Origin of the sequence: Sphingorhabdus sp. Alg231-15, from assembly GCF_900149705.1 — a bacterium.
In the GTDB taxonomy this organism is placed as follows: domain Bacteria; phylum Pseudomonadota; class Alphaproteobacteria; order Sphingomonadales; family Sphingomonadaceae; genus Parasphingorhabdus.
In genome coordinates this window covers 3,210,263-3,236,920 of sequence record NZ_LT703001.1, presented here as the reverse complement: position 1 = coordinate 3,236,920, position 26,658 = coordinate 3,210,263, and the positions used below count along the sequence as shown (strand labels likewise).

The 26,658-nt window shown below is 50.8% G+C and carries 21 protein-coding genes; 11 read left to right on the top strand and 10 right to left on the bottom strand.

Annotation, left to right across the window (positions count from 1 at the left end; genetic code table 11):
• Nucleotides 1-285: 285 nt before the first annotated feature.
• The 4 genes from DG177_RS15750 (at nt 286) to DG177_RS15735 (ending at nt 6,590) form a co-directional block, all read left to right on the top strand.
• Nucleotides 286-2,514: a hypothetical protein gene (locus DG177_RS15750; protein WP_108812359.1), complete on the top strand. Its 2,229-nt coding sequence runs from the start codon at nt 286-288 to the stop codon at nt 2,512-2,514.
• 529 nt (nt 2,515-3,043) lie between these two features.
• Nucleotides 3,044-3,940, top strand: a complete 897-nt coding sequence (gene cysD / locus DG177_RS15745) for a sulfate adenylyltransferase subunit CysD (protein WP_108812358.1) — start codon at nt 3,044-3,046, stop codon at nt 3,938-3,940.
• A complete protein-coding gene (gene cysN, locus DG177_RS15740; RefSeq protein ID WP_108812357.1) occupies nt 3,940-5,865 on the top strand; it encodes a sulfate adenylyltransferase subunit CysN in 1,926 nt (641 codons plus the stop codon). The genes cysD and cysN overlap by 1 nt, the downstream gene beginning before the upstream one ends.
• Nucleotides 5,862-6,590 carry an inositol monophosphatase family protein gene (locus DG177_RS15735; RefSeq protein WP_108812356.1) on the top strand — a complete coding sequence of 243 codons (729 nt, stop codon included), beginning with the start codon at nt 5,862-5,864 and terminating at the stop codon, nt 6,588-6,590. The genes cysN and DG177_RS15735 overlap by 4 nt, the downstream gene beginning before the upstream one ends.
• 23 nt (nt 6,591-6,613) lie before the next feature.
• Here the strand turns inward: DG177_RS15735 and DG177_RS15730 are convergent, their stop codons facing one another.
• On the bottom strand, nt 6,614-8,521 hold the full coding sequence (locus DG177_RS15730; RefSeq protein WP_108812355.1) for a polysaccharide biosynthesis protein: 1,908 nt from the start codon (nt 8,519-8,521) through the stop codon (nt 6,614-6,616).
• 318 nt (nt 8,522-8,839) lie between these two features.
• Here DG177_RS15730 and DG177_RS15725 point away from each other — a divergent pair, with 318 nt between their 5' ends.
• Genes DG177_RS15725 through DG177_RS15715 form a run of 3 tightly spaced genes read left to right on the top strand, consistent with a single transcriptional unit; the run spans nt 8,840 to nt 12,043 of the window.
• A complete protein-coding gene (locus tag DG177_RS15725; protein WP_108812354.1) occupies nt 8,840-10,144 on the top strand; it encodes a nucleotide sugar dehydrogenase in 1,305 nt (434 codons plus the stop codon).
• A 17-nt stretch (nt 10,145-10,161) separates the two neighbouring features.
• Nucleotides 10,162-10,965 (top strand): class I mannose-6-phosphate isomerase, encoded by an 804-nt coding sequence (locus DG177_RS15720; RefSeq protein WP_108812353.1) that lies wholly within the window; start codon nt 10,162-10,164, stop codon nt 10,963-10,965.
• A gap of 10 nt (nt 10,966-10,975) precedes the next feature.
• Nucleotides 10,976-12,043, top strand: a complete 1,068-nt coding sequence (locus DG177_RS15715; protein WP_108812352.1) for a mannose-1-phosphate guanylyltransferase/mannose-6-phosphate isomerase — start codon at nt 10,976-10,978, stop codon at nt 12,041-12,043.
• Here the strand turns inward: DG177_RS15715 and DG177_RS17800 are convergent.
• The 6 genes from DG177_RS17800 to DG177_RS15685 form a co-directional block, all read right to left on the bottom strand.
• Nucleotides 12,040-12,270, bottom strand: a complete 231-nt coding sequence (locus DG177_RS17800) for a hypothetical protein (RefSeq protein WP_337658936.1) — start codon at nt 12,268-12,270, stop codon at nt 12,040-12,042. The two genes, DG177_RS15715 and DG177_RS17800, sit on opposite strands and share 4 nt — an antisense overlap.
• Before the next feature lie 290 nt (nt 12,271-12,560).
• Nucleotides 12,561-13,622: a glycosyltransferase family 4 protein gene (locus DG177_RS15705; RefSeq protein ID WP_337658935.1), complete on the bottom strand. Its 1,062-nt coding sequence runs from the start codon at nt 13,620-13,622 to the stop codon at nt 12,561-12,563.
• 1 nt (nt 13,623) lies between these two features.
• Entirely contained in the window at nt 13,624-15,264 is a 1,641-nt protein-coding gene (locus DG177_RS15700; RefSeq protein ID WP_337658934.1) for an ArnT family glycosyltransferase, read from the bottom strand.
• 120 nt (nt 15,265-15,384) lie between these two features.
• Nucleotides 15,385-16,266, bottom strand: a complete 882-nt coding sequence (locus DG177_RS15695; RefSeq protein ID WP_108812348.1) for an FkbM family methyltransferase — start codon at nt 16,264-16,266, stop codon at nt 15,385-15,387.
• Nucleotides 16,263-17,177 carry a hypothetical protein gene (locus DG177_RS15690; RefSeq protein ID WP_108812347.1) on the bottom strand — a complete coding sequence of 305 codons (915 nt, stop codon included), beginning with the start codon at nt 17,175-17,177 and terminating at the stop codon, nt 16,263-16,265. Before DG177_RS15690 ends, DG177_RS15695 begins: the two co-directional genes overlap by 4 nt.
• A gap of 3 nt (nt 17,178-17,180) precedes the next feature.
• Complete coding sequence (locus DG177_RS15685) at nt 17,181-18,191, bottom strand: glycosyltransferase (protein ID WP_108812346.1); 1,011 nt, start codon at nt 18,189-18,191, stop codon at nt 17,181-17,183.
• A 153-nt stretch (nt 18,192-18,344) separates the two neighbouring features.
• On the opposite strand from DG177_RS15685, the gene DG177_RS15680 reads away from it, so the two are divergent.
• From DG177_RS15680 to DG177_RS15670, 3 genes are all read left to right on the top strand, one after another.
• Entirely contained in the window at nt 18,345-19,223 is an 879-nt protein-coding gene (locus DG177_RS15680; protein ID WP_108812345.1) for an aldolase/citrate lyase family protein, read from the top strand.
• A gap of 94 nt (nt 19,224-19,317) precedes the next feature.
• Nucleotides 19,318-20,775, top strand: a complete 1,458-nt coding sequence (locus DG177_RS15675; RefSeq protein ID WP_337658933.1) for a coniferyl aldehyde dehydrogenase — start codon at nt 19,318-19,320, stop codon at nt 20,773-20,775.
• A 12-nt stretch (nt 20,776-20,787) separates the two neighbouring features.
• The gene (locus DG177_RS15670; RefSeq protein ID WP_108812343.1) at nt 20,788-21,957 is read left to right on the top strand and encodes a CoA transferase; all 1,170 of its coding nucleotides are present in this window, start codon (nt 20,788-20,790) and stop codon (nt 21,955-21,957) included.
• Here DG177_RS15670 and DG177_RS15665 read toward each other — a convergent pair.
• Nucleotides 21,954-23,297: a DEAD/DEAH box helicase gene (locus DG177_RS15665; RefSeq protein WP_108812342.1), complete on the bottom strand. Its 1,344-nt coding sequence runs from the start codon at nt 23,295-23,297 to the stop codon at nt 21,954-21,956. The two genes, DG177_RS15670 and DG177_RS15665, sit on opposite strands and share 4 nt — an antisense overlap.
• Nucleotides 23,298-23,659: 362 nt before the next feature.
• On the opposite strand from DG177_RS15665, the gene ggt reads away from it, so the two are divergent.
• Nucleotides 23,660-25,453 (top strand): gamma-glutamyltransferase, encoded by a 1,794-nt coding sequence (gene ggt / locus DG177_RS15660; protein WP_337658932.1) that lies wholly within the window; start codon nt 23,660-23,662, stop codon nt 25,451-25,453.
• 4 nt (nt 25,454-25,457) lie between these two features.
• Here ggt and DG177_RS15655 read toward each other — a convergent pair whose 3' ends face one another.
• The gene (locus DG177_RS15655; RefSeq protein ID WP_108812341.1) at nt 25,458-26,120 is read right to left on the bottom strand and encodes a cytochrome b/b6 domain-containing protein; all 663 of its coding nucleotides are present in this window, start codon (nt 26,118-26,120) and stop codon (nt 25,458-25,460) included.
• Nucleotides 26,121-26,126: 6 nt separating this feature from the next.
• Nucleotides 26,127-26,654: a c-type cytochrome gene (locus DG177_RS15650; RefSeq protein WP_337658931.1), complete on the bottom strand. Its 528-nt coding sequence runs from the start codon at nt 26,652-26,654 to the stop codon at nt 26,127-26,129.
• Between the last annotated feature and the right edge of the window lie 4 nt (nt 26,655-26,658).

Here is a 26,658-nt window from a genome sequence, read left to right as displayed (position 1 = left end):
CACCGATCGATTGTGAGGCTGCTTTAGTTGGCAACGCATTAACGAGATCAGCCCTAATCTGGAAATGTAATCGACTGAGAACATATTTAACCGCCGCATACCATTCATTATTGCTGCACTTGAGAAAATGACGCAGTAGCGTCTGCAATTTTTCCTGACAAGATTAATCGGCATTTCGATACAGTTCAATTTGATGTCAGTAGCTTGGCTGTTTGACTCGCAATAACAAAAAAAATGATCATATTGTGCTCAATGACTAGCAACAAAGAACACCGGCGAGGATTCTTGAAGACTATCCTCTCATCAGTCTCTTTCACTGCATTTTCGCAAAATCCAAATATAACCGCAAACTCGCTGCAAGTGCGAAAATCAAATGAACCGTCAGCCTTACCTCAAAACCAATTCTCTTCGTTGACCGCAATCAAGTCCGCTGACGCTAAGGAGCTATCGTTTGATCTAATAACGGGCACATCGATTGATGGTAAGTTTACATATGAGACTGCAGATGCACCCTACACTGCAGACGATATCAACATCATCAAACTTAATAACACAGACTTGGATATTGGAGCTTTGGTCCGCCAAAGAGTCAGCACTTTCTCAACAACTTACGGCCAAGATGCCCAATCAGTTTTCGATAGAATTATAAAATTCGAAAATGTTTCTAACATGCGAAATGATCGTTCAGGAATTTTTACCGAAGGCCTGATAGTGTACGCCGGCGGATATCGATATAAGGTCGCTTCACCGGTTGCATCTGACCATCATTTAACAACTGCTGGAGGTGCGAAACTATACCTTCTCCCGATAAACGGAGCGATTCCTCTCGAGGGGTTAGATATCGATAAAACAGGTGTTGTCGATGAAACGTCCAAGCTAGCTACAGCGGGGCAAGCTGCGCGCCTCAATCTTTGCGGAATTAGCTGCGGCCGGGGCACTATAAAGTTTTCGGGTCAAAAAGCGATTGATTGGAGGGGAATCAGCCAGATCAATAGTACTGCGGATTTTGTTCGCTCAAAAGATTCCGTGGCTTATTTTGTGGTTGGCGGCAGCGCCAGTGCAACGACACATTCCTCTATAAAAATTTCCGCTTATGACACCAGCGATAGATTTGCTACCGATCGCACAAAAAAAGAACTAGTAAGGCTTCAAGGCATCAAGCATTTTGACCTTCAGGGCCGCATTAGCAAGGTGCTTTGTTTCGCAGATGGAAATGAAGTTGGCGCTGAAAGTGGTGGCTACGGCAAGATAAATGCAGAGGTATACACCCTTGAAATTATGAGCAGAAATGGTGGTTGGTTCAACCACGTTCATGTATATTCTCAACGCTTGGTCAAGCTTCTATCTTACCGAAGCGACGGCAGTTATCGAATCAATGGCTGGACCATTGAAGGTCTCTTCGAGCTCGCTAATGCTGAAATAGACTTACATCATATTTGGGATGTCAAAATACGCGGCCGATTCGAATCCCCTCCAACACGCTTCATCAAACTTCGCGAAAATACGGCAAACATTCTTGTCATTAACACCAATAGTAATGGTTCAATCCAACCATGGTATCAGGACTGGCGTGCAGTTTGGATCGGTGCTGATGAAGGAATCAACAATCGTGTAATACACGAGGCGCATAAAGGTCTGGATCGCCGCCTTGTGGCCCAATTTAGCGCTACGTCCGTAGTTTCTGACGGAATGAATCAAAGCTGCGCCGGTAAAGGTTGGATGGGCGCTGCAACGACATTCAAAGGTGATGGAGTCAATTTTCATGATGCCAACTCCTATGTTATGGGCAGCCCCTGGATTAAAGCCAACAAGGGAGATGTTTTCAGTTCTAATGTTGACTCTGACGGGAACTGGTGTCGCCCCTGTTTAGAGATTGCAAAAGTTTCAGATGGCTCCGCCCCAACGATCGATCCCAATGTCGCCGAACACGCATTCAACAAATTCCCTCGAACCTCAAGTATCTGGGCTTACACGGGTTCGACTAAAGCCGAAGCATCGGCCGGGAGTTACTATCTTACCAAAGCCCAGGATGGCTTCGATGCCTTCATGTACACTGGTAACAGCGGTGAATACTATATTCGTATAGTCTTGCGGGTCTTTGCGAAAAATTCTGTGACTGTTCGCTCTGCTGCGCTGTGGTGGACAGGTAGAGAAACAGGAACTCTTGAAGCTGATTTATTAAAAGTTACCAACAACCCAGCATTATTATCGTCAACCCCAATATCACCAGCGCCAATAGGAACATTGGCACATGACGGCACTGGCATACGGACTTCAACAAAATTTGAAGAAACGGCTGTCGATTTCACTATGCCTACATCATCAACAACCATAACCTTTGCACGTCAATGCGCAACGACAACGGCGGGAGATTTGATAATGATAGAGCTGGACAATGGCCAACGACATATCACGACGTTAACTGTCGGCACATTGACCGGCGGTGAAATAAGTAAACCGATACCGTATTCGGCAACCCGAGGTAGGCGTGTTTGGATAGGGAAATGGATATAAGTGCAGGAGATGCAATTAACTTCATCGCTTCATGGCCAGATAGCGGAGAAAACTAGCTGAGTTAGAACATAAGCAATAACAACGGACAGAAAATCTACTCATCATCTCACTTGGCTTCCTTAGAAGACAAAATCTCCGAAGCACACTCTTTTTCCATCTAGGCTGATGAATACACCTTGGATCTCAAGAGCATGGCCAAATCACTCAACTTGCTAAACATATTTCGGTTCAATGCCCGATCAAAAATCGACATCATCAAAGCTCTGTAGTGGGATTGCTAGATCGACTTGATTCTCACTATTATTATAAAGCCTGATCGTATTTGATGTCATTTCAGAAAAGCCACTAAGGTGGCCGCAACTTTCCGCGCGCATCCAAATTTGCATTAGATCAGCTTTTTAAGCCTAGTTTAGTTGCAGTAAGAAAATCTTGCCAGCCTTTGATCATTTTTTCCGATAGATAGAACGAGATAAGTTTGTTTTAGCGACAGCCCTAGCTTATTGCAGTATTCTAAAGAGACGAAAAACTGATGAAACTCACCCACCTTCAACGCCTGGAATCAGAAGCAATACAGATCATGCGCGAGGTCGCTGCTGAGGCCGAAAAGCCTGTTATGCTCTATTCTGTTGGTAAAGACAGCGCCGTAATGCTTCATCTGGCCAAAAAAGCCTTTTTTCCGTCGCCCCCACCTTTCCCGCTGCTCCACGTTGATACGACCTGGAAGTTTCAGGAAATGTACAAGCTGCGAGAAAAATCTGCCCAAGACGCTGGCATGGAGTTGCTTGTCCATCAGAATCCGGAAGCAAAGGCCGATGGAATAAACCCCTTTGATCATGGCGCGCTGCATACCGACATGTGGAAGACCCAGGGCCTGAAGCAGGCGCTTGATGAGCATGGTTTTGATGCTGCCTTTGGCGGTGCTCGGCGGGATGAAGAGAAAAGCCGCGCAAAAGAGCGCATTTTCTCTTTCCGCTCTGCCAACCATCGCTGGGATCCGAAAAATCAGCGCCCTGAGCTTTGGAAACTCTACAATACACGCAAATCCAAGGGTGAGAGCATTCGGGTTTTCCCGCTCAGCAATTGGACGGAACTTGATATCTGGCAATATATTCACCTCGAAAATATCGAGATAGTACCGCTATATTTTTCTGCACCCCGTCCTACAGTGGAACGCGATGGTATGCTGCTGATGGTCGATGACGAACGTTTCAAGTTTGAAGAGGGGGAGAAGCCTGTAGAACGCTCCATCCGCTTCCGCACCTTGGGCTGTTATCCGCTGACTGGCGCGGTTGAAAGCGAGGCAACCACCCTCCCCCAGATCATCCAGGAGATGTTATTAACAACAACATCAGAACGCCAAGGCAGGGCCATAGACCATGATCAAGCCGCGTCGATGGAGAAGAAAAAACAGGAGGGGTATTTCTAATGGACAACCCTGATGTAATCTACAAAACCGAGGAACTGATCGCCGAGGATATCGACGCCTATCTCGAAGCACATCAGCACAAGACGATGTTGCGTTTCATCACCTGCGGCTCCGTCGATGATGGCAAATCTACGCTTATTGGACGCTTGCTTTATGATTCCAAGATGATCTTTGAGGATCAATTGGCTTCCCTTGAAGCCGATAGCAAAAAGGTCGGTACGCAGGGTCAAGAGATCGACTTTGCGCTGCTTGTGGACGGATTGGCAGCGGAGCGTGAACAGGGCATCACGATCGACGTCGCCTATCGCTTCTTTGCGACAGAAAAACGCAAGTTCATCGTTGCCGATACGCCCGGTCACGAACAGTATACGCGCAATATGGTGACCGGTGCGTCGACCGCCGACCTTGCAGTGATATTGATTGATGCACGGCAGGGGATTTTAACTCAAACACGCCGGCACAGTTACCTGGCCCATCTGATCGGCATCAAACATCTGGTTGTTGCGGTAAACAAGATGGACCTGGTTGATTATGATAAAGAGACATACGATAAAATAACTGCTGACTACGCAGCCTTTGCCGAAGAGATAGGTATTGCGGCTTTCACACCAATTCCTATTTCTGGGCTTGCCGGCGACAATATTACAAACAAGTCCGAAAACATGCCCTGGTATGATGGACCGACACTGGTGAACCATCTGGAAAATGTTGAGGTCATGGTGACCACCAACCAGTCGCGCCCGCTGCGCATGCCGGTACAATGGGTTAACCGACCCAATCTCGATTTCCGGGGCTTCAGCGGACAAATTGCAAGTGGCACAGTTAGTCCAGGTGATGAAATCCGTGTTTTGCCTTCTGGAAAGACATCCAAGGTGAAGACTATTGTCACGATGGATGGCAATCTTGACGAAGCGGTGGCGGGACAGTCTGTCACTTTAACCCTTGTCGACGAAATCGATTGCTCTCGCGGTGATGTCATTGCTGCTGCTGATGCACCTCCTCAGGTTGCGGACCAATTTGAAACAACTATTGTTTGGATGGACGAATCTGAGCTGTTGCCCGGCCGCAGCTACTGGATGAAGATCGGGACACAATTTGTCAGCGTCACTATTCAATCGCCCAAATATCAGATCAACGTCAACAATATGGAGCAGCTTGCTGCCAAAACGCTGGAGTTAAATGATATTGGCGTAGCGGAAATAGCAACCGATCGTCCGATCGTCTTCGAACCCTATACGGACAATCGTGATCTTGGCGGCTTCATTCTGATCGATAAAGTTAGCAATGCGACGGTCGGCGCCGGGATGCTCCATTTCTGCCTGCGCCGGTCACAAAATGTTCATTGGCAGGATGTTGATATCGACCGAGCGGCGCATGCCTTGCAAAAGCGTCAGGAACCCAGAGTAGTCTGGTTTACGGGCCTTTCAGGCTCCGGCAAGTCGACGATTGCCAATATGGTCGAAAAACGTCTGCATGCGCTTGGCAAGCATAGCTTTCTGCTGGATGGCGACAATGTCCGCCATGGATTGAACAAAGATCTCGGATTTACCGACACTGATCGGGTGGAAAATATCCGCCGTATCGGTGAAGTTGCCAAGTTAATGGCTGATGCCGGTCTCATCGTACTGACCGCCTTCATTTCTCCGTTCAGGGCAGAAAGGCAACTTGTTCGCTCGATGTTGCCGGAGAATGAGTTTATAGAGATATTTGTCGATACACCTCTTGCTGTTGCGGAAGAGCGGGATGTGAAAGGGCTCTATAAGAAAGCGCGCGCTGGAGAGCTCAAAAATTTCACCGGTATCGACAGCGACTATGAAATCCCGGAACAAGCAGAGATACGGATCGACACCACCAAGATGAGCCCGGAGGAAGCGGCTGAGATTATCGTGGACAAAATTGTTGGAAGTTGGTCCTATACCATATGACAGATGCTGAATTGGCAGCGAAGCTGGCTGAAGAGGCCGGGACTTTGCTATTGGAATTGCGGACTGGCTCCGACTTGACAGGCAAAGATCTGGGTGATGCGGGTGACAAGGCGGCAAATGACATGCTGGTTTCTGCTTTAAAAAAAATGCGGCCCGATGACGGTTTACTGTCGGAAGAAAGCAAGGATACACAAACACGGTTATCAAGAGATCGCGTGTGGATCATTGATCCGGTTGATGGCACTCGCGAATATGGCGAAGGTCGCAGTGACTGGGCCGTACATGTCGGCCTGGCAATCAAGGAAAATGCGGTGATCGGAGCGGTGGCACTGCCGTCTCTTGGCCTGACCTTGCGCAGCGATATCCAAACTAAATTACCCAGTCGAGCCGATAGGTTGCGCATGGTTGTTAGCCGCTCCCGGCCAGCGAAAGAGGCAGTGGCGGTTGCCAGAATATTGGACGCAGAGCTTGTTCCGATGGGTTCCGCCGGAGCCAAGGCAATGGCAGTTGTTCGTGGCGAGGCAGATGTCTACCTCCATTCGGGTGGGCAGTATGAGTGGGACAATTGCGCGCCCGTTGCGGTTGCCAAAGCGCATGGATTGCATTGTTCCCGCATTGACGGTAGCGATTTGTGCTATAATCAGAAAGACACTTATCTGCCCGATCTTCTGATCTGCCATAAGGAAGATCGCGATCGAATTTTGGATTTGGTCAGAGCTGTTTGAATAACCTTAAGCCCTGATATATCTTACGAAGCTTTCTCCGCTTTCAAATTGTCCCGCTCATGTTCGAATTCGGGAACCAGAGTTTTCAACAACACGATAGCCTCTGAAGAGTTTCGGCAACTTTGGATTTTGCTAATCAGATTATCCAGATCGGTCTGCTCCATATGGGTTTCGCGCGCCATCATGATACGATCATGCATGGTCGCCTGCGGATCATTTCCTATAATCAGCTCTTCGTAGAGTTTTTCGCCCGGACGCAGACCAATTTCCTTGATCTCAATATCGCCTTCAGGCTCAGCTTCATCCCGGACAACTAGGCCCGATAATTGAATCATTGTCTTGGCAAGGTCGATTATTCGCACGGCTTTGCCCATATCTAGGACAAATACCTCTCCACCTTTGGCCATACCGCCGGCCTGGATCACCAGTTGCGCCGCTTCAGGTATCGTCATGAAATAGCGAGTTACATCTCTGTGGGTCAGCGTTATCGGACCACCCATCTCAATCTGTTGCCGGAACAAGGGTACAACCGAACCACTTGATCCCAGAACATTTCCAAAACGCACCATGGAAAACCGGGTACCGCTTCTCTTCGCAAAGGCTTGAATAATCTGTTCAGCACCGCGTTTTGTAGCACCCATGATATTTGTCGGTCGAACCGCTTTGTCAGTGCTGATCAATATAAAGTCTTTGACTTCCGCCGCATGTGCCGCGCGGGCAATTTCATATGTGCCCAATATGTTGTTTCGTACACCTTCAACGGGATTGGACTCAACTAAGGGAACATGTTTGTACGCGGCCGCATGAAAAACCGTATCCGGTTGCCAAAACTCAAAAACTTCCTTCAAGCGAGTGGTGTCGGTGACCGAACCCAAAATTGGAACAAGCTCTATGTTCTCAATGCTATGATCGCTGCAATATTTTCGCAGCTCTTTTTCAATAGCGTACAAAGAATATTCGGATAGCTCAAAAAGGAGCAGTTGGCGGGCACCTGATTTTGTAATCTGGCGGCAAAGCTCGCTGCCAATCGATCCACCTGCGCCTGTGACCATGACCTTTTTGCTTACAATTGTGCGTCCCAACAGCAGTTCATTAGGTGCAACCGGTTCGCGACCCAGTAGATCCTCAATTTCAAGCTCGCGTATGTCAGAGAACGAAACCTGGCCATCCATGATCTCTTTCATATTCGGGAGGGTCTGGACATGAACTTTGAACTGCTGAATCTGATCAACGATGGCTCGCCGTTTCTTGCGAGAGATATTCGGAAGTGCAAGCAGTATGTCAGTGATGCCGTATTTCGCGATGACGTCAAGCAAGCGGCTGCTTGAGAAAACCCTATCACCGTCCAGTTTTTGTCCATCCAGACGTTGATCATCATCGACATAACCACGCAACTGCATCGCGGGCTCTGATCGCATCGAGGAAGCCAATTGCTGGCCAGCATTTCCAGCCCCGTAGATCAAAACGGTTTTAACTAGTCCGCCAAAACGATTGCGACCTAATATATCAACCATCAGATATCGTGCCATAACACGCGAGAAACCGACCATGATGAAGAAGATCATCGGTTGAATCACGCCAATCGTCCGCGGAACACCAGCCATTCCTACAACGGAAAAAAGAACCACCATAGGAGCTCCATAAATAAGAAAAGCCTTCACCAAGGTCTTCATCATCCCGGAACCGGCATAACGAAAGATCACGGTATATACTCCACCAAAATAGAATACCGGGATCATGATCAACACCGCGGCTAGCGCAACCTTTTGGATCGCCAGATCCCAGTAAACCCACACTCCGATACGGAGCGAATAAGCGATCAATATCGACTGGATACACAGGATGACATCCAGCAGTAAAACAATGGCTTGCTTATGACGGCGGGATAAATTGGCTATTTTTTCCAGAACAGCCGTAATCAGGACGGTCATTGCTTCGATTTGTCTAAACCCCAGATTAATTGAACCGCCGCATCTTTGTCGACACCAATGCTTTAATCCATTTGCCGGCGTTTTCCAAATATTTTGCGATGGTACTCGCTTCAGTCAGGAAATACATTAGCTGTCCGAAACTGGATGGGGAGTTGAATAGACATCAAATCTTTACCGACATCCATTAACATAGGACAGAACGCACTGTAGAGAGGATTGTAACAAGTTACCGTGCTTGACCCAAAATCTTGATAAGGCCAGAGAGAGAATAATTCTCATGTTTTTATCGAATAACCTACAGAATAACGAAGGACAAATATGAAAATAGCGATGATCGGCTCTGGTTATGTCGGCTTAGTTTCTGGTGCATGTTTTGCAGATTTTGGGCATGAAGTAGTTTGTGTCGACAAAGACCCCAGTAAAATCGACAAGCTTGAAAGAAACATCATGCCAATTTTCGAACCTGGCCTTGCCAGCCTGGTTGAACGCAATGTTGATGGCGGCCGCTTGTCTTTCTCAGGCGATCTAAAAGCATCGGTGAAGGATTGCGACGCCGTGTTCATTGCCGTCGGTACACCCTCCCGTAGAGGCGATGGACATGCTGATCTGAGCTATGTCTATGCCGCCAGCGAGGAAATCGCCGATGCCATTACCAAACCGACGGTAGTGGTCACCAAATCTACTGTGCCTGTGGGTACAGGTGATGAGGTTGAACTGATATTATCAAAAAAGCTCGATGCTAATCAATTTGCCGTTGTGTCGAATCCCGAGTTTTTGCGCGAGGGTGCTGCTATTGACGATTTCAAGCGTCCGGATCGTATTGTTATCGGCGCGGAGATCGAATGGGCGAAAGATGTGATGAGCGAGATATACCGCCCACTATTTCTCAATGAGTCCCCGATACTGTTCACCGGTCGTCGTACTGCCGAGCTGATCAAATATGCAGCCAATGCGTTCCTTGCAACGAAGATTACGTTCATCAACGAGATTGCTGATCTGTGTGAAAAAGTAGATGCAGATGTTCAAGAGGTGTCGCGCGGTATCGGGTTGGACAATAGGATCGGATCAAAATTTCTGCACGCCGGTCCCGGCTATGGTGGCAGCTGTTTCCCGAAAGACACTTTGGCACTTTTGAAAACGGCACAAGATAACGAAAGTCCAGTACGCATCGTTGAAGCCGTTGTGCAGGTCAACGATCAGCGCAAACGGGCGATGGGCAGAAAGGTTATCCATGCGCTAGACGGAAATGCCCGAGACAAGAAGGTTGCGTTACTTGGCCTGACTTTTAAGCCCAATACCGACGATATGCGAGACGCTCCTTCCATAGCTATCGCGCAGACTCTGGTCGATGCGGGCGCGACCGTAAGCGCTTATGATCCTGAAGGCATGGAAGTCGCCGTGGAATTGATGCCCGATGTCAAAATGATGGAGAGCAGCTACGATGCCGCGGCCGGGGCTGATGCAGTCGTCATCGTAACCGAATGGGATGCATTTCGCGCCCTCGATCTCGCTAAGCTGTCGTCGACCATGAGCGGCAAAGCATTGGTTGATTTGCGCAACATCTATCATCCGGCGGATGTTGCCAGAAGCGGGCTAAAATATACGAGCATTGGCCGAAACTAGAGGTTAACGGGTGGAGTATGAAGTTAAGAAAAAAATCGGTCCCGAAACCTTGGGGACAAATAACTCTACCGACGCTATTCGGAGGAAAACAGAAAGAAAAAATTGGTGAAATCTGGTTTCTGCCTCGCAAGGGCATCACACCTACACTGTTGACCAAGTACCTCTTCACTAGCGAAAAGCTGTCCATTCAGGTGCATCCCAATGATCGAGAGGCGCGGCGACAGGGCATGCCCGGCGGTAAGGAAGAATGCTGGTACATATTGGAAGCCGAACCCGATGCAATATTGGGCATCGGGTTGAAAAAAGAAGTGAGTGCCACGAAACTACATGCAGCTGTTGTCTGCGGCCAGATAGAGCAGCTCGTGGACTGGAAGCCTGTAAAATCTGGCGATTTATTCTATATTCCTGCGGGTACAATTCACGCAATAGGCCGCGGCATCAGTTTGATAGAAATTCAACAAAATGCTGATGTCACTTACCGGCTTTATGACTATGGTCGACCACGCGAGCTGCATCTGCAAGAGGCCATTACAGTAGCCACTCCCGTCCCATACGACATGAAACATTTTTCCGAAACGCCGCCGGATCAGTCCGCTAAACTGATTGATGGCCCGCATTTTCGGTTGTTCCAAGTTCTGGGTGATGATCAGAGGCTTTTAAAGGGAGTAGCTGCAGGAGAGTGGCAGATTATTCCATTGGAAGGCCAGGTAGTCGCCAGAGACAAGACCATTGGTCCAGGTGAATGCGGCCTATGCACGAAGGCCTCCGAAATTAATCTGTCTAAAAATATAAAGTCGCTGATAGCGTGCAGCATGAAATGAAGCCAACAGTATGACAAACAACGATCTCATCGCCCCAATAATTTTATCCGGTGGATCCGGAACGCGTCTTTGGCCAGTCTCAACGGAAAAGCGGCCAAAGCAATTTTTGAACCTGACCGGTCCCCTCAGCATGTTTCAGATGACACTGGAAAGATGCCAGCAACCGGACCTGTTTGCTTCGCCGATTATCGTTGGCGGTGCGAAGCACGCATCACTTGTGGCAGAACAATTAGACGAAATTGGAGCAACCGCCGCTCTTCAAATATTGGAACCATGTGCTCGAAACACTGCTCCAGCGATTGCTTTGGCCGCTCTTGCTTGCGGAAATCCGCAAACGCCTATGCTGGTAATGCCGAGCGATCATGTAATCAAAAACGTGCCCGCATTTCTTACTGCTGTCAGCGAATCGCTACCGCTCGCTAAAGCCCGTTGGTTGGTGACTTTCGGTATTGAACCCAATGGACCGGAAACCGGCTATGGTTACATCCAGCAAGGTGAAGCCATAGTAGGCAGCGCCGGCAGCTTCGCCGCGCAACGGTTCGTAGAAAAACCCAATCGGCAAAATGCGGAAATAATGCTCGACGATGGTGGTTACCATTGGAATGCGGGTATTTTTCTGTTTCGCGCGGACACATATCTACAGGCGCTCGGTGAACATGCTCCAGAAATGCTGGAAGCTGCGCGTAACGCCATGGATCGGGCACATAGCGACGAAAATCAGATAAGGCCCGATGAAGCAAGCTTCGCTCGTGCGCCATCAGATTCAATTGACTATGCCGTGATGGAAAAGGCAGACAAAGTAGCTCTCACCCCGGTTGAACCCGGTTGGTCCGATGTTGGAAGCTGGGACTCGCTATTTGATATAAGCGCATCAGATGATCAGACCAATGTGACGTCTGGCGATGTTCTGGCACTGGATACGCAAAATAGCCTGATCCATGCCGATAAACTAGAAATTGCAACATATGGGATCAGCGATCTGATCATTATCGCCGAAGGCAACAAGGTCATGATCTTACCAAGAGGTCAGTCTCAAAATGTCAAAAAAATCATCATGCAACGGGATAAAAGCGACTAAACGGTCTCACCTGCGCGATCGTCGCTTGCATCAACTCTTTGGGGTTGAACCGATTTTCCGATCATCCAACCGGGCGAGTATCGGGCGATAAGCAAAAGAGCGGTTGGAATGATCATGGTATTCCACATATCCTTGTAACCTTCTTCCCAATGGAGGGCCTTCGAAGCCTCGCTATCCCCCGCACGTTGATAATCGACATATTCATTTGCGATCGCAATGGTAAACACTGCAATCCATGGCCAAGGACTCGCAAGCGATCTCCGAAAAAACAGCGCAAAACAAAACTGAATAACAACCGCGCCATAGATGTGCAGAGCGTCACGGTCGAAACCCGTCGTGTGTTCGAACCAAATTTTTATATCCAACCATTCCATATGCGCCCCTTGGCGAAGTGATCCCTAACGGTCAATGAACAAAGCACCAGAACCCTATGTAAAAAAGCAATAGCCGGAAAAAGAATGTCGGATGGAAAACACATGATCGTTCCGGCAAACCGGCCCAGACCTCTGCAATGGGTTCAGTAAGAAGAGAGTGTATCCATTGCCACGCGATTCCAGCAATATCTGGCCTGTGTTATCGCCATTGATTTTTGCAAAAATTCACTACGATCTTCAGGCAACCAACCTCGCATTTTTTTGATCACTGCCGCCCATTCATCGGGTTTGTAGGGATCGGCAACGAAACCGATGTCTTCAGTCACAACTTCCGCCAACCCGCTGTGGTTTGATGCGAGCACCACACCGCCACATGCTGCTGCTTCGGCGGCAACCAAACCAAAGCCTTCTTTACCGAGGCTCGGCACAACGACGCAAAGCGCTTTTCCATATTCTTCAATCAGGCCTTCCTGATCCAATACTCCCAGATACTCGACTGAAGGATCGGACAATATAGAACCTTCTTGTTCGTCCCAAACGGTCCCGGCCACTCTAATTTTCAGCGGCGCAGACAGCAATGGCATCACTTCTTTCACGATGAACGACAAGCCTTTGCTCGGCATGATCCTTCCGGCGAAGAATAGGCAATCATTGTGCTGACCAGGCATTTGCTCTGCTTTGATATCGGTCGCCAGCGGAACGGTCACCACATCGGAGAAACCTTGTTCACGCGCCAAATCAGCGATCCAACTACTATTGGCGATGATTTTCACCTTAGGCAAAAGCTTGGTCGCCAATCTGATATATCTGGCATAGATTGAGGGTAACAAACCGTTTCCAGTCGCATAGTTCAGATCTGAACCATGAGCAGACAGGACAATTTTACTCTGGGAATGACGAAGGGACGCAACCCAGCCCAACGGCCAACTTGCCACATCGCCAATATGGATGATCGAGGCCGGTTTCATGAACAATATGCGGATCGCTGTTGTCAGTCCAAACCAGATTAACGAGAGAGCCGATGGCACATCACCATTAGCCTTGCCGGGTAGCGCAATAATGTCCAACGGATGCGTCTTTGCCATTTCTTCAGTCAAGCGCTTGCAATAGGTTTCCATCCCACCCATGGCTGGAGGCCATTTGCGAGTAATGAAGATAATCGACGGGCGCTTCGCGCTGATAGTCAAATTGGGTTCTTCAGCCACTCTAAAATCCCCCGAAGATTGGCCCGGACGGAAAGTCTTTTGGTAATTTCGGGACCTGATCCAGCGCCCATAACTTGACGCACGGACCCTGCTCATAAAGGACCTCGTTAAGCCCTGATTGCAAGATCATGCTATCGCCATCACTCAGACGACGGCCCTTGATCACAAGATCGCCGCCTTCGAGAGAATGGGGGCCATTCCTGACAATCTTGACCATCTGTTCTGCTGACTTGGGACAAATTTCATGACCAGCGATGAATATCGTATCGCTATGCTGCAGAAAATTAGTTCTTAGTGCCACAACATCACGCTCAGGCAAAAGCGAAGCCGGTCCTTCGCTTCTGTAAACTGCGTCAAGCGCAGGGCCGGTGGCAATTACAAATGCTATCTGACCTGCTTCGATATCACGTGTGATATCGCCATTGCGTTCGTCCCAATAGCGACGCAATGCAACACCCGAAAGAAGCGAAGTGAACTGCCGCGGATAATGTGGAACATAACTCGAATAGGAGAGATAGGGTGTTGGATCGGGAAACAGACGTTCAACCTCATTTATCGTTGCGCGTTGGCGCTCCAATGTCCCGAACGGTTCTTGCATCAACAAAAGTACCGGTCCGAACAGAGCCAACACCACAATGAGGGCCTGACCAAAGCGCTTGATCAATTTGGCCAGAACCGGCGCAATTGCAACGCAGATGGGCGGCAGAAGGAAAACAAAGAAATAAGGGAAAGTGTTGCGATAAAATAACAGGCAGAGCAGCGGCCCGGTCAAACCGATCAACAAATATTTGGACTCTTTCGGCAGTTTGCGGGCGGCAAAAGGAAGCATGACCAGGCTAAGAACGACGAGAGGCGAGACGATTATCTGTCTGAATACGTGATGAATTTTCTCGAATGTGGCAAATTGGACAAAGCTGTCCATGCTCTTACCAAGATTGCTCGCTTGATTTCCACTCGCCGGTAGGCCCGCACCATGCAGCCCGACGATCATGGCAAAACTCGAAAAGGCCAGCACGGCCATAAGGCAAAAAAGAAGAAGATCTTTAGATTTCTGACCTCCCTGCCGAATCCAGTGTAACCAGGCAATTGCGGCGAAACAGGGCAGATAGAAGATACTCTTTATCGTCAAGGCACCAGCCAGACCAATCAGCACGCCGGCCAGAACAGCACGCTTCCATGACAAAGTTCCCATAGCGAATACACATAATGCGCCCATCAGAGCTGCGGCAGCAACCGGATCAGGTCTGTAAGTGAACGCGTTCGTGAAAACATAGCCTGCCGTCAAATAGGCGAGTCCGCAAAAAAGTGCTGTCTGGGAATCGGCTAGCCGCCGGGCCAGAACAACCACACAAGTTGTTGTCAACAAGGCACAGGCCAACATTGCAACGCGAGCGGCCTGAATTTGCACAATAATATCTTGCGAGATCAGCGCCGTCCAACCGAATAAGCGCGTATGCAGGGTCTGCAAACTCCTTCTCAGCTGTCCATTTGCAAGTTCGTAAATTTGTCCGAAATGCAGAAATTCATCCCAGTTTATCTCTTTCACAAAGATCAACCAGAACTGGCATGCGATGACCAGAAAAAGGATTCCAACTATCGTGCGCGTGCCGCTTCGCGGTCCGACATCATTTGAATCGGTCATGATCATGCAGATACTCTAGCCCGGAACTGTGCCTGAGAATATCCATCTGAAACGAACTGTTTATCGACGAGAACTTCCATCATGCAGCGATAGGCGAAGGATACGAGCGCACCCATGGTCCTAGCGGCAAAAAAACAACTCAAATGTTCCACGATCGCCGTTACGGATGGCATCCAGTTGTTCAATCCCATAGGTTCTGGCCAAGCCAGGGCGATCATATTGTACAATCAGAGATGGTTTGAGACCAGCCGCTTCAATCCGATCGAGAATTTCGGTCATCTCAGCCCTTGTTAAAATTGTTCCATGCAGTTCGAGGAACAGATGTTTGACTGTCTTAAGGGTCTCTTCCGCCCCGCGCAGAACTTCCAGCTCATAGCCTTCAACATCCATTTTTATAAATGTCGGTGCTTCGTTAGCCTTGGCGAAACTGTCAATGGTGAAGCAGTCCACATCGATGAAATCTGTTTCCGATTTTGGCGCATCGCGACAGGAATGCCAGTTGGACAGATCTGATACATATAGTGGGATCTTGCCATCGCTGGCACCAAAAGCGCCTTGCTGGACAACGACATTGTCGAAATCGTTCAGCGCAATGTTTCGCTTCAGTCGTTCAAAATTCTCAGGGTGCGGCTCAACAGCATAGATTTTGTCGCAAATACGCGCTTCGATCAGAGCATAATATCCGATATTCGCGCCGACTTCCAAAACAATGTCATCTTCCTGCAAAATGCTCAAGATATGTCCTGTAGCGATTGGCTCACGAATGCCATCCAGCAGAATATCACGATCCAGCCCCGACTTATTGGAATCGAGCTCCATCTTGGATCCCAATACTGAACGAACAACCTTTCCATCTAACGCCAGACGTTCAAAACGCTTGCTGCGCTCCCGCTCATAGCTTCGCGCTCCGGCGTAGTTGCGCAGACGCGTCATTGTTTTTTTGAAGCCAACACTTCGCGCCATATCAACAGCGGCGGACATTTCTGATGTAAATTTGGTCATTTTAGTTCCTTAAAAAGACTGGAATTTGCGAGTTGAATTTTGTGAGATAGAGAACCGGCCGCTACCAAACTGATGCAGGCAGCCAGGCCGAGAATACGATTTAGGGCAATCGCCATAAACGCTGAAGCCGCCGAGATGCTAACCATGCTAGCAAGGAAAGCGGCTATCATCTCTCCAACGCCCAATCCAGCAGGTGAAATGGCCGATGCCGAACCAGCGATGTTTGCGAATGAGAAAAAAAGCGCGGTTGTGAATGGGACTGCTTGATTGATGATCATAAAGGCGAGACTCAGCCGAATCGTCATCAACATCAAGCCAACGCCCCGATGCAGCAATATCTGAGCGGCGATGCTCATTCCTGCCTGGGAAACTATCCACCAAGTAATTGGTATCAAAACCGAAAAGCCGGAGATTAGAAACAGCATGGCTCCCGCTTTATCAAAAGTCACCAAGGCTATGCCTGCCCCTATAGAAGCCATCGCTACCCATAAGACCGCGGTGCCCGTCACAAGCAGAACACTTTTGGTTCCACCGGTTCCCGCTTTTTTTAAAGCGGCAGCGCGCACAATTGCGCCGCCAGGTAGTGGAAGGGATTCTGCCAGTTGCGCATAACCAGCGATTGTCCAGGCCGAACCAAATTCGATTTTGGACCCGGCGACCTTCGCCAACAGCATTAAGCCAACGGCGCCGTAGACAAGCGCAAGCGGTCCCATCAGCCCGAAAATTGCCAGAGCAGGAAAAATGTTTAGCTCGTTGAGCGCGATATCGAGTCTATCGAAGGCCCAAACCAAGCCCACCATAAAAATTACGCAAAGCACCAAAGTCAAAGGCGTCCTGCGTGCCTTGACCTGATCCATCAGCCTTTGAAGCGGGGCAATCAGTTTTTCTAGGATTATGGTCGCACTGGCCACCGATCAAGCACTCCTTCTCAGCGGTGCTTCGGAATCCGGTTGTGTTGGAACCTCTGGATTTTCAGCGGTAGATTTCAGTTTGTCCTCTAATTTATGCAGCCGCTCTAGTGTCTGCTCCAGCAACTGGCGATTGCGTCCTACCAAATCCGCGACGGCACCGAACATCATGGCAACCACGCCCAAAACGATAAGCGATCCGCCTATCACCAGCGATTGGATATGTCCGCCGCCCTCACCAATCGTATAGAAATAGAGAAACCGGATAATCGGCGCGGCACCGATCACGGCAGCGATGCTGCCAGCAAGCACGAAAACCTTCAGCGGATTGTACATCGCGTAAGAGCGGATCATCGTCGCACCCGTATTGGCAATGAATTGCGGTACGGACTTGAACAGCCGAGAAGGACGCACGGCGCCGTTGGTGCGTATCGGCACCGATACAATCGCCATCCGTTTCCGCCCGGCCTGGATCAGCATTTCGGTCGTGTAGGAAAAGCTCGACGTGATGTTGATCCGCTGTGCAGCGCTACGGCTGATTGCGCGAAAGCCGCTCACAGCATCGGTAATCTGGGTATTGGACAGGCGCTTTACGGTCGCACTACCAAACCTTTGCAGCAGCCGTTTAAATTTCCCGAAATGGGCGTTGTCTTTCACGCCTCGATCACCGACCACAATATCGGCCTCACCAGCCAGTATGGGGGTGACGAGCTTGCCGATATCCTGTCCTTCATACTGGTTGTCTGCGTCGGTATTCACAATGATGTCCGCGCCTTCGGCCAGTGCTTTGTTGATACCAGATTGAAAGGCCGCAGCCAATCCGCGATTGGTGCGGTGGCGGACAATGTGATGGACGCCAAACCGGCGAGCAACCGCGCTGGTATCGTCACGACTACCATCGTCAATCACCAGGATCTCGATACTATCAATCCCGTCAATCTGGCGTGGGAGAGCAACCAGCGTTTCGGGCAGATTGGCTGCCTCGTTGAAACAGGGTATCTGGATGATCAGTTTCATATTGGTTGCCGTCCCCACAAATCAGTGCGCTCAAACCTTCGAGCGCGTAAAAAAACCATTAAAAATGCCCTAAAAGCCTATGGTTAACAAATCGTATAGACATACCGGATTTGATACTTTTCCGGGGGCAGTCGAGGTGATAGGAAATGCGTCATGACTGACACCAACTTTCGTCCGCGCCGTTCTTGCTTGTATATGCCGGCATCCAACGCGCGTGCCTTAGAAAAAGCAAAAACACTGGCAGCCGATACGATCATTCTCGATTTGGAAGACGCCGTTTCGCCAGACGCGAAGGTGGATGCCCGCGATGCCGCTTGCAACGCGCTGGCGGACGGTGGCTATGGAAAACGTGAAATGGTTGTGCGCGTCAATGCGATGGATACGCCATGGTTTGCCGATGACATAAAGGCTGTCCGTGCAAGCAAGGCAAACGCCATATTGGTTCCCAAAGTGCGCAGCGCCAAGGATATTGTTGAGATATCCGACATGATTGATGGTGAGAATGCGAACGGTGATTTACAACTATGGGCGATGATTGAAATGCCAATTGCGGTGCTGAACATTGCCGATATCGCCAAGACAGCTGCAACAACCCGTCTGACAAGTTTCATTATGGGTTTCAATGATTTGGCCAAGGAAATGCATGCCGAGCAGGATCGCGAGCTGTTTACGCCTGCGATCGCCCAAACAATCATGGCTGGCCGTGCCTTTGGAGTGAATATTCTGGACAGTGTTTATAATGACTTCAAAGATCCGGAAGGTTTTGAGCAGGAATGCCGCCAGGCCAAGGCATTTGGTTTCGATGGAAAAACGCTGATCCATCCCTCTCAGATCGAGATCGCAAACCGCACGTTCGCGCCTGATGCTGAAAAGATCGAAGAGGCGCAGGCGATCATTGCCGCGTTTCGGGACCCCGCCAATGCGGGCAAAGGCGTTATTACCGTGAACGGCAAAATGACCGAGCTGTTGCATCTGGAACAAGCAAATCAGACAATAGCTATGGCTGAGGCTATCGAGACCGCTTCGCTATAAGCCGTTCTGCCTCGACAAACTGCAAAAAAATGGTTTAAGTGGTCAATTGAAACCAAAGATAATCGGCGTGCTAAAGGCGCCTTGCAGGAGAAGAATGATGGAAGCATTGGAAGCAGCGGCTGGCGAAGTCAGCAAAGAAGAGATCATGGCCGCGTTTCAGGCGCAGCGTGATGCCTTTCATGCACAATTGCCTGTGAGCTATGAAACCCGCATGGATCGGATCAACCGGACTGCGCAGTTGGTCATCGAAAACAAAGATGCACTATGCGAGGCCGTCTCCAATGACTTTGGGCATCGCAGCTCAGTTCAGACAGTGATGACCGACCTGATGTCGGTGGTCGGTCATGCCAAGGATCATAAGAAACATCTGCGTAAATGGATGCGCCCGGAGAAGCGCAAGGCGGATTTTCCGCTTGGCTTGCTTGGTGCCAGCGGCGCGGTGGAATATCAGCCCAAGGGTGTTGTCGGAGTGATTTCCCCCTGGAACTTCCCGATCAACCTCGCCTTTGATCCCGCGATTGGCGCTTTCGGCGCGGGCAACCGAGTGATAATCAAATTTTCCGAATTCTGTCCGGAAACCGGAGAGCTGGTGAAAAAGCTTGTCTCCGAATATTTCGCTCCGGAAGAGATGGTCGTCATCACAGGTGGCCCGGAAACCGGCAAGGCGTTTTCCGAAATTCCGTGGGACCACCTGATCTTCACCGGCGGTGGTGGGATTGCCAAGCATGTCATGGCCGCCGCGGCACAGAACCTGACGCCCGTTACGTTGGAACTTGGCGGCAAGTCACCGACTATTGTCGGCCCCGATGCAGATGTACAGAAAGCGACCCAACGCATTGCCATGGGCAAGATGATGAATGCCGGACAAATCTGTCTCGCGCCGGATTATCTGATGGTGCCGCAGGACAAGGAACAGGCCGTAGTCGATGGGATCGCCAATAATGTTGCAGAGCAATATCCGACGATGATTGCGAATGACGATTATACGTCAGTAATCAACGGCCGGCACAAGGAACGCCTGCAGGGTCTGATTGATGATGCGGTTGCCAAGGGGGCAAAACAGACTGTGGTCAACCCAGGTGACGAGGACTTCTCGAACACCAACAGCAACAAGATGCCTCTCACGGTGCTGCAAAATGTCAATGAAGACATGCGTGTCATGCAGGAGGAGATTTTTGGCCCGGTACTGCCGGTTAAAACCTATCGCAACCTGGATGAGGTTGTCGACTATGTGAACGACCATGATCGTCCGCTGGGGTTGTATTATTTCGGGGAAACGGAGTCTGACAAGCGCAAGGTGCTGGATCGCACCATTTCCGGTGGCGTAACGGTTAATGATGTGATTTTCCACATTGCCCAACATGACCTACCTTTTGGCGGCGTTGGCCCTTCCGGCATGGGCGCTTATACTGGTCCGGATGGCTTCAAGGAATTCAGCCACGCCAAGGCTGTCTATCGCCAACCAAAAGTGAATATCGCAAAAATTGCGGGCTTCTTGCCGCCTTATGGTGATGCCACTGAAAAAACCATGAAGCAGCAGATGAAACTCTAAAGTCGGGCGGATATGTCAGATTTCCCTTTAACAGGGCTCAAGGTCCTGGATTTCTCACGCGTGGTCGCGGGTCCCTATGCCACTCGAATGCTGTCCGATCTCGGTGCAGATGTATTGAAGGTTGAACCGCCGGAAGGTGACGTCACCCGAAAACTCGCTAAGCGAGAGAGCGGCGTCAGCGGCAATTATCTGCAACTGAATATCGGTAAGCAGAACATCTGTCTCGATCTGAAAGCGGAGGGCGCGTCGGAACTTGTTCGTAAACTGGCCGCAGAGGCCGATATCGTCGTAGAGAATTTCCGTCCGGGCATCATGGATAAATTTGGCGTCGGCTGGGAGGATCTGTCGAAGGTCAATCCACGCCTCGTGATGCTGTCCATATCCGGCTATGGTCAGAACGGACCGGAGCGGGAAAAAGCTGCCTATGCGCCTGTCCTTCATGCCGAGACCGGTTTAATTGCCCGACAGGCCCAGATGAGCGGCGGGCATCCTACCGATATCCAATTTGCCATGGCAGACAGCTACAGCTCTTTGCACGGGATCATCGCGATCCTTTCGGCTTTACGCACACTCGATCAGACTGGCGAAGGGCAGCATATCGACCTGGCGATGCTCAACGTTCTGCATTCCGCCGATGACTATGCCCATTTCGCGCTTGATGACATCTGGCCGAAACCGCCCGAGACGCTGGTCTGGGAAGCCCCAGAAGATCGTCAGATCTTGATTGTAGGCGATATGAAATGGCTCTGGCTGATGTTCTCAACCAAAGATGGCCTTGAAGACCCAACACCGGAAGGCGCAGACATCCCGACCAAGGTGCGGTTGCGGCGCGAAGCGATGGAACAGCATATCCAGTCCCATGACAGCTTTGGTGCGCTGACCGCCACGCTCGATCGGCTCAATCTGGCCTGGGGCGAAGTGCATCCCTTTGGCCCGGATGTCTATGATCAACCCAGCATCGACCATCTTGGCACCATTGTCGATGTCACTGATGACGAAGGCAATGCTCGGAGGACTGTCCAGTCGCCCTATCGTTTTTCAAAATCGAAAAGCGGTATCGACAGCAGCGCCAAAACTGCCAAACGCGGCGAGCATAATGTCGCCGCGCTCAAAGACTGGCTCGGCCTGACAGATGAGGAAATATCCCATCTGTCAGATTCCAGAGCATTGCGTAGCGACTAGGCGTCAGCTTTGCGTGCCTGCCGGCGTTTGAATGATTTCGCGCCGTTATTCCAATGCTTGGGGCCGCCCTTTTTCGGGCCGCCGCCGGGGCGTCCTTTACGCGAACTATGCTTGTTTTTCGGTGGACCACCGCGTGTCGGCTTTGCACCATATTTTTTAGGCTTCTGACCATAGATACGCGGCGCCACTTCTTCGCGCGCCGGTTCGTCATAGCCTTCTGGCAGAGCGATCACATCAGGCTTCACGCCGGTAAGTTTGACCACATCCCGCAAGAACTGGCGTTCGTCTGGAGCCACCATCGAGTAAGAAATACCAGAAGCTCCGGCCCGCGCTGTCCGGCCGATGCGGTGGACATATTGTTCGGGTACATTGGGCATATCAAAGTTGATCACGTGGCTGACACCATCGACATCAATACCGCGTGCGGCGATATCGGTAGCAACCAGGATATTGATCTTGCCCTTGCGGAAATCGCCAAGCGCGCGCTCACGCTGTGGCTGGCTTTTGTTGCCATGAATGGCAGCGCTGTGGATGCCGACCGCATTCAGGTTTTTCACAACCTTGTCCGCACCATGTTTGGTCTGCGTAAAGACGAGCATGTGATCCGGGTTTTCCTGGTTCACAAAGTCTTTTAACAGACGCTGCTTATCTTCTTGATTTATATAGGTAACCCGTTGATCGACGCGCTCCGCCGTCGTGGATTGCGGTGCGACCGAAACTTGAATCGGATTGGTCAGGAACCGGTCAGCCAGTTCCGAAATAGTCTTAGGCATTGTAGCTGAGAAGAACAGGCTCTGGCGCTTTTTAGGCAGCATCGGCACAATCTTTTTCAGCGGCACGATAAAGCCGAGGTCGAGCATCTGGTCCGCCTCATCAAGCACCAGTATCTCGACCTTGCTAAGGTCGAGGCAGCGCTGATCAACCAGATCAAGCAAACGTCCGGGAGTCGCAACGAGTACGTCCACGCCGCGCTGCAAAATGCGTTTTTGTCTGTTGATCGGGACACCACCAAAAGCGGATGTCACATACATCCCAAGGCCTTTGGAATAGCCGGTCATGCTGTCGGCAATCTGGCGCGCCAGTTCCCGTGTTGGGGCGAGCACCAGCATCCGGCATTCATTGCGGCCGGGCTTGCGTTTGTTGTTCAGCAGATGATGGATCGAAGGCAGCGAAAAGGCGGCGGTCTTGCCAGTACCCGTTTGCGCGATGCCAAGAATATCCTTGCCTTCCAATGCCGGCGGAATGGCCTGCTGTTGAATCGGCGATGGTTTGGTGTAGCCGCCCTCGGCCACACGCGTTTGAATAGGTTTCGCCAGAGCGAAATCAGAAAATAAAGTCAAAAATAATACCTTAAAAATAGCAGCGAGTGTTACGGCACAGCATCATTGCTATGCGCGCGTCCGCCGTCGGTTAAGACGACCCGCGTGATCAGGCTGCCGGAGAATAAAAGAGCAATGAGGCGATGTTCGAGATGTACTTTCACCTCTCACGCAGAACGTTCGCCAGACAGCTAGCTGCCTTTGCTGCAATGCAACATAGAGATGAAAGCCATGAAGTCAAGCTTTGTGATTGTTGCGCTATCTTGATCATAACTTGCCACGGAACGACCGAAATCTGTTGATGCCTCACGCAGAGTGAGTAGAGTACAGCCTCATCCGCCGCGCTGCAGGGGACGCAGAGCGCCAGCCCAAGGGATTATCCTATGAATAAAACCATCTTCCCAGCCTTGCTCGCTTCGATGCTCTTCATCACACCTGCCTCTGCGCAAGAGAGAGAAGAAGCTGTCGCAAAGCCGAAATTGGAAATTGGCGGCGGTGGACGGCCGGTGGGTGAAGCCTGGGCCCGCAGTCCGGTTTATGCAGCCAACGGCATGGCTGCGACTGCCCATCCATTGGCCAGCCAGATTGCAATTGATATCCTCAAGAAGGGCGGCACTGCTGTCGATGCCGCGATTGCAGCCAATGCGGCTCTTGGCCTTATGGAACCAACCGGTAATGGCATTGGCGGCGACCTGTTCGCGATTATCTGGGATCCAAAGACCCAGAAACTCTATGGCCTGAACGGGTCTGGAAAAAGCCCGATGGGCACGTCCTATAACGATTTCATAAAACAGCTTGATGGTCGCAAGTCCATCCCGCCATTTGGCCCCCTTCCTGTTACTGTGCCGGGAACGGTGGATGGCTGGTTTGAGATGCATGAGCGATTTGGCAAACTAAGCATGGCCGATATCCTCGCGCCAACGATTGACTATGCCAATGGAGGTCATCCGATCGCGCCGGTCATCGGCTATTATTTCGGGCGCAATCTCAAGCGCTTTGAAGAAAATCTCGAAATGATCGGGGAGTTTGACAACGCACGCGCGACCTATTTCGCGAATGGTGCGCCCAAGGAAGGCGAGATTTTCAAGAATCCCGATCTGGCAAGCACTTTGACCAAGATTGGCGAAGGTGGCCGCGATGTATTTTACAAGGGCGAGATAGCCAGAACGATGGACGCCTATTTCAAACGGATTGGCGGTAATCTCCGTTATGAAGATTTTGCTGCGCATAGCAGCAATTGGGTAGAACCGGGCTGCGTGACCTATCGCAAGGGATATGAATTATGTGAACTTCCACCCAATAGCCAGGGCTTTGCGGCGCTGCAAATGGCTAATATCCTGAAGAATGTCGACCTCGCTCAATATCCGCGCGGTAGCGCTGAGGTGCTGCATTATATTACCGAAGCCAAGCGGCTCGCGTTCGAAGATGTTGCGCGTTTCTATGCCGATCCGGACATGTCCCCTGCTCCGCTCGAATGGCTGCTCAGCGACGCCTATGGCAAGGAACGTTTCGCGCTGATTGATCCGGCCAAAGCATCGCCGGAATTTGGTCCCGGTGAGCCTAAATTGGAAGGCGAAGGCGATACAACCTATCTCACTGTGTCCGACAAGGACGGCATGATGGTCTCGCTGATCCAGTCCAACTATCGCGGCATGGGCAGCGGTTTGGTCGCTGATGGGCTGGGCTTCATGTTTCAGGATCGCGGCGAGCTTTACTCGCTCGATCCAAGGCATCCCAACGCCTATGCGCCCGGCAAACGTCCATTCCAGACAATCATACCTGCATTCATGAAGAAGGACGGTAAACCCTATATGTCCTTTGGTTTGATGGGCGGCGGCATGCAGCCGCAGGGCCATGTGCAAGTGATGATCAACATGGTGGACTATGGTATGAACCTTCAGGAGGCAGGCGATGCGGCGCGGCTCAACCATGATGGTGGACGGCAACCGACCCAGGATCTGGCCGGCACTGGTGCCGATTTGCTCGGTACGCTCAATGTCGAACCTGGCATTTCAGACGCGACGGTTGAGCGGCTCAAGGCGATGGGCCACAAAGTTAAACGTGTCGACAACGGCGCAATGTTCGGCGGCTATCAGGCTATTGTCCGTGATCCAAAAACCGGCGTCTATCGCGGTGCTACAGAAATGCGAAAAGACGGGCAGGCGCTAGGCTATTGAGCCGCTAACCGGCGTTCACCACCAAGTATAGACTGGCGGCAACGACGGCGAAACTGGCAATGAGGGCAACGGGCTGGACCTTAACAGCCGATACCGGCTCAACATCGCCTCGCCGACCCGTCACCATTGGCCGGATCAGATTGTCCTTGAAGACGAACCTGTAGATGGCGATGGCAATAATGTGCAGCGCAATCAATACCACCAATATATCGAAGTTCAGTTCATGGAAATCGGCAATCTCCCGACCGGTCTTGAAGCTGATCAGTATAGCCAGAGGCCCGGATTCCAGGCCATCGACATCGATAGAAAACAGGCCAGTTCCAACCTGGATACAAAGCGCCGTCAACAGCGCAAAGACAGCCAATGTACCAATTGGACTATGCCCGAAGGACGGACGATTGCGACGCGCGATAAGGTTGCTAACATAGGCAGGAAGTGACCTCAGTCGCCGGATCATCGGCAGGAAGCGGGCCGTCCATGAGCCTGCAATGCCCCAGACCAGCCGGAACAGAACCAACCCAAACATGGTCAGACCCAGTCGCCGGTGCCAGTCCATCATCCCTTCTTCAGCCGTCCACCACAGAAGCGGGATGAGCAGGACGATCAGCCAGTGAAACAGGCGGATCGTCCAGTCCCAGACCAATGTCTGCGCCGCATCGGAAGTCATCGCACGCTAGTCGTCCAGACGATAATCGTCATGACAGGCTTTGCAAGTGCCGCCCGTGGTTTTGAACGCCTCGCCAATGGCCGCCATATCGCCGCCTTGTGCCGCGGTGTTCAGATTGGCAGCGGCTTCCTGCATATTGCCGACCTTCTCTTGGAAATCTGCCATGTTTTCCCAGATTCCAGGCAGTGCATCTGTATCGACACCAGACTCAGGGCCACTGCCTTCCGGCCACCAGTCCGCCATCCCTTGCGTTGCTTCCGGCACAGCTGCTGCGGCTTCCTGGATGATCGCGATATCGGGACTGCCGGCTTTCAGTTGGTCGCTGATCGCCTTAAACGCATCCCCCACTTTTTCGAGCTGACCCTGACGCGCTTCAATTTGCTCCTTGATCGTCATGCCATTGGGTAACTGTGCGCTGGCCACTTCACTGGAGGCTTCTGACGTAGCTTCTGATCCGCTACTGTCGCCGCATGCACTGAGCAACATTATCGTTGCGATAGCCGGAGCTACAATCTTTACCCTAAACGTTTTCATCAAG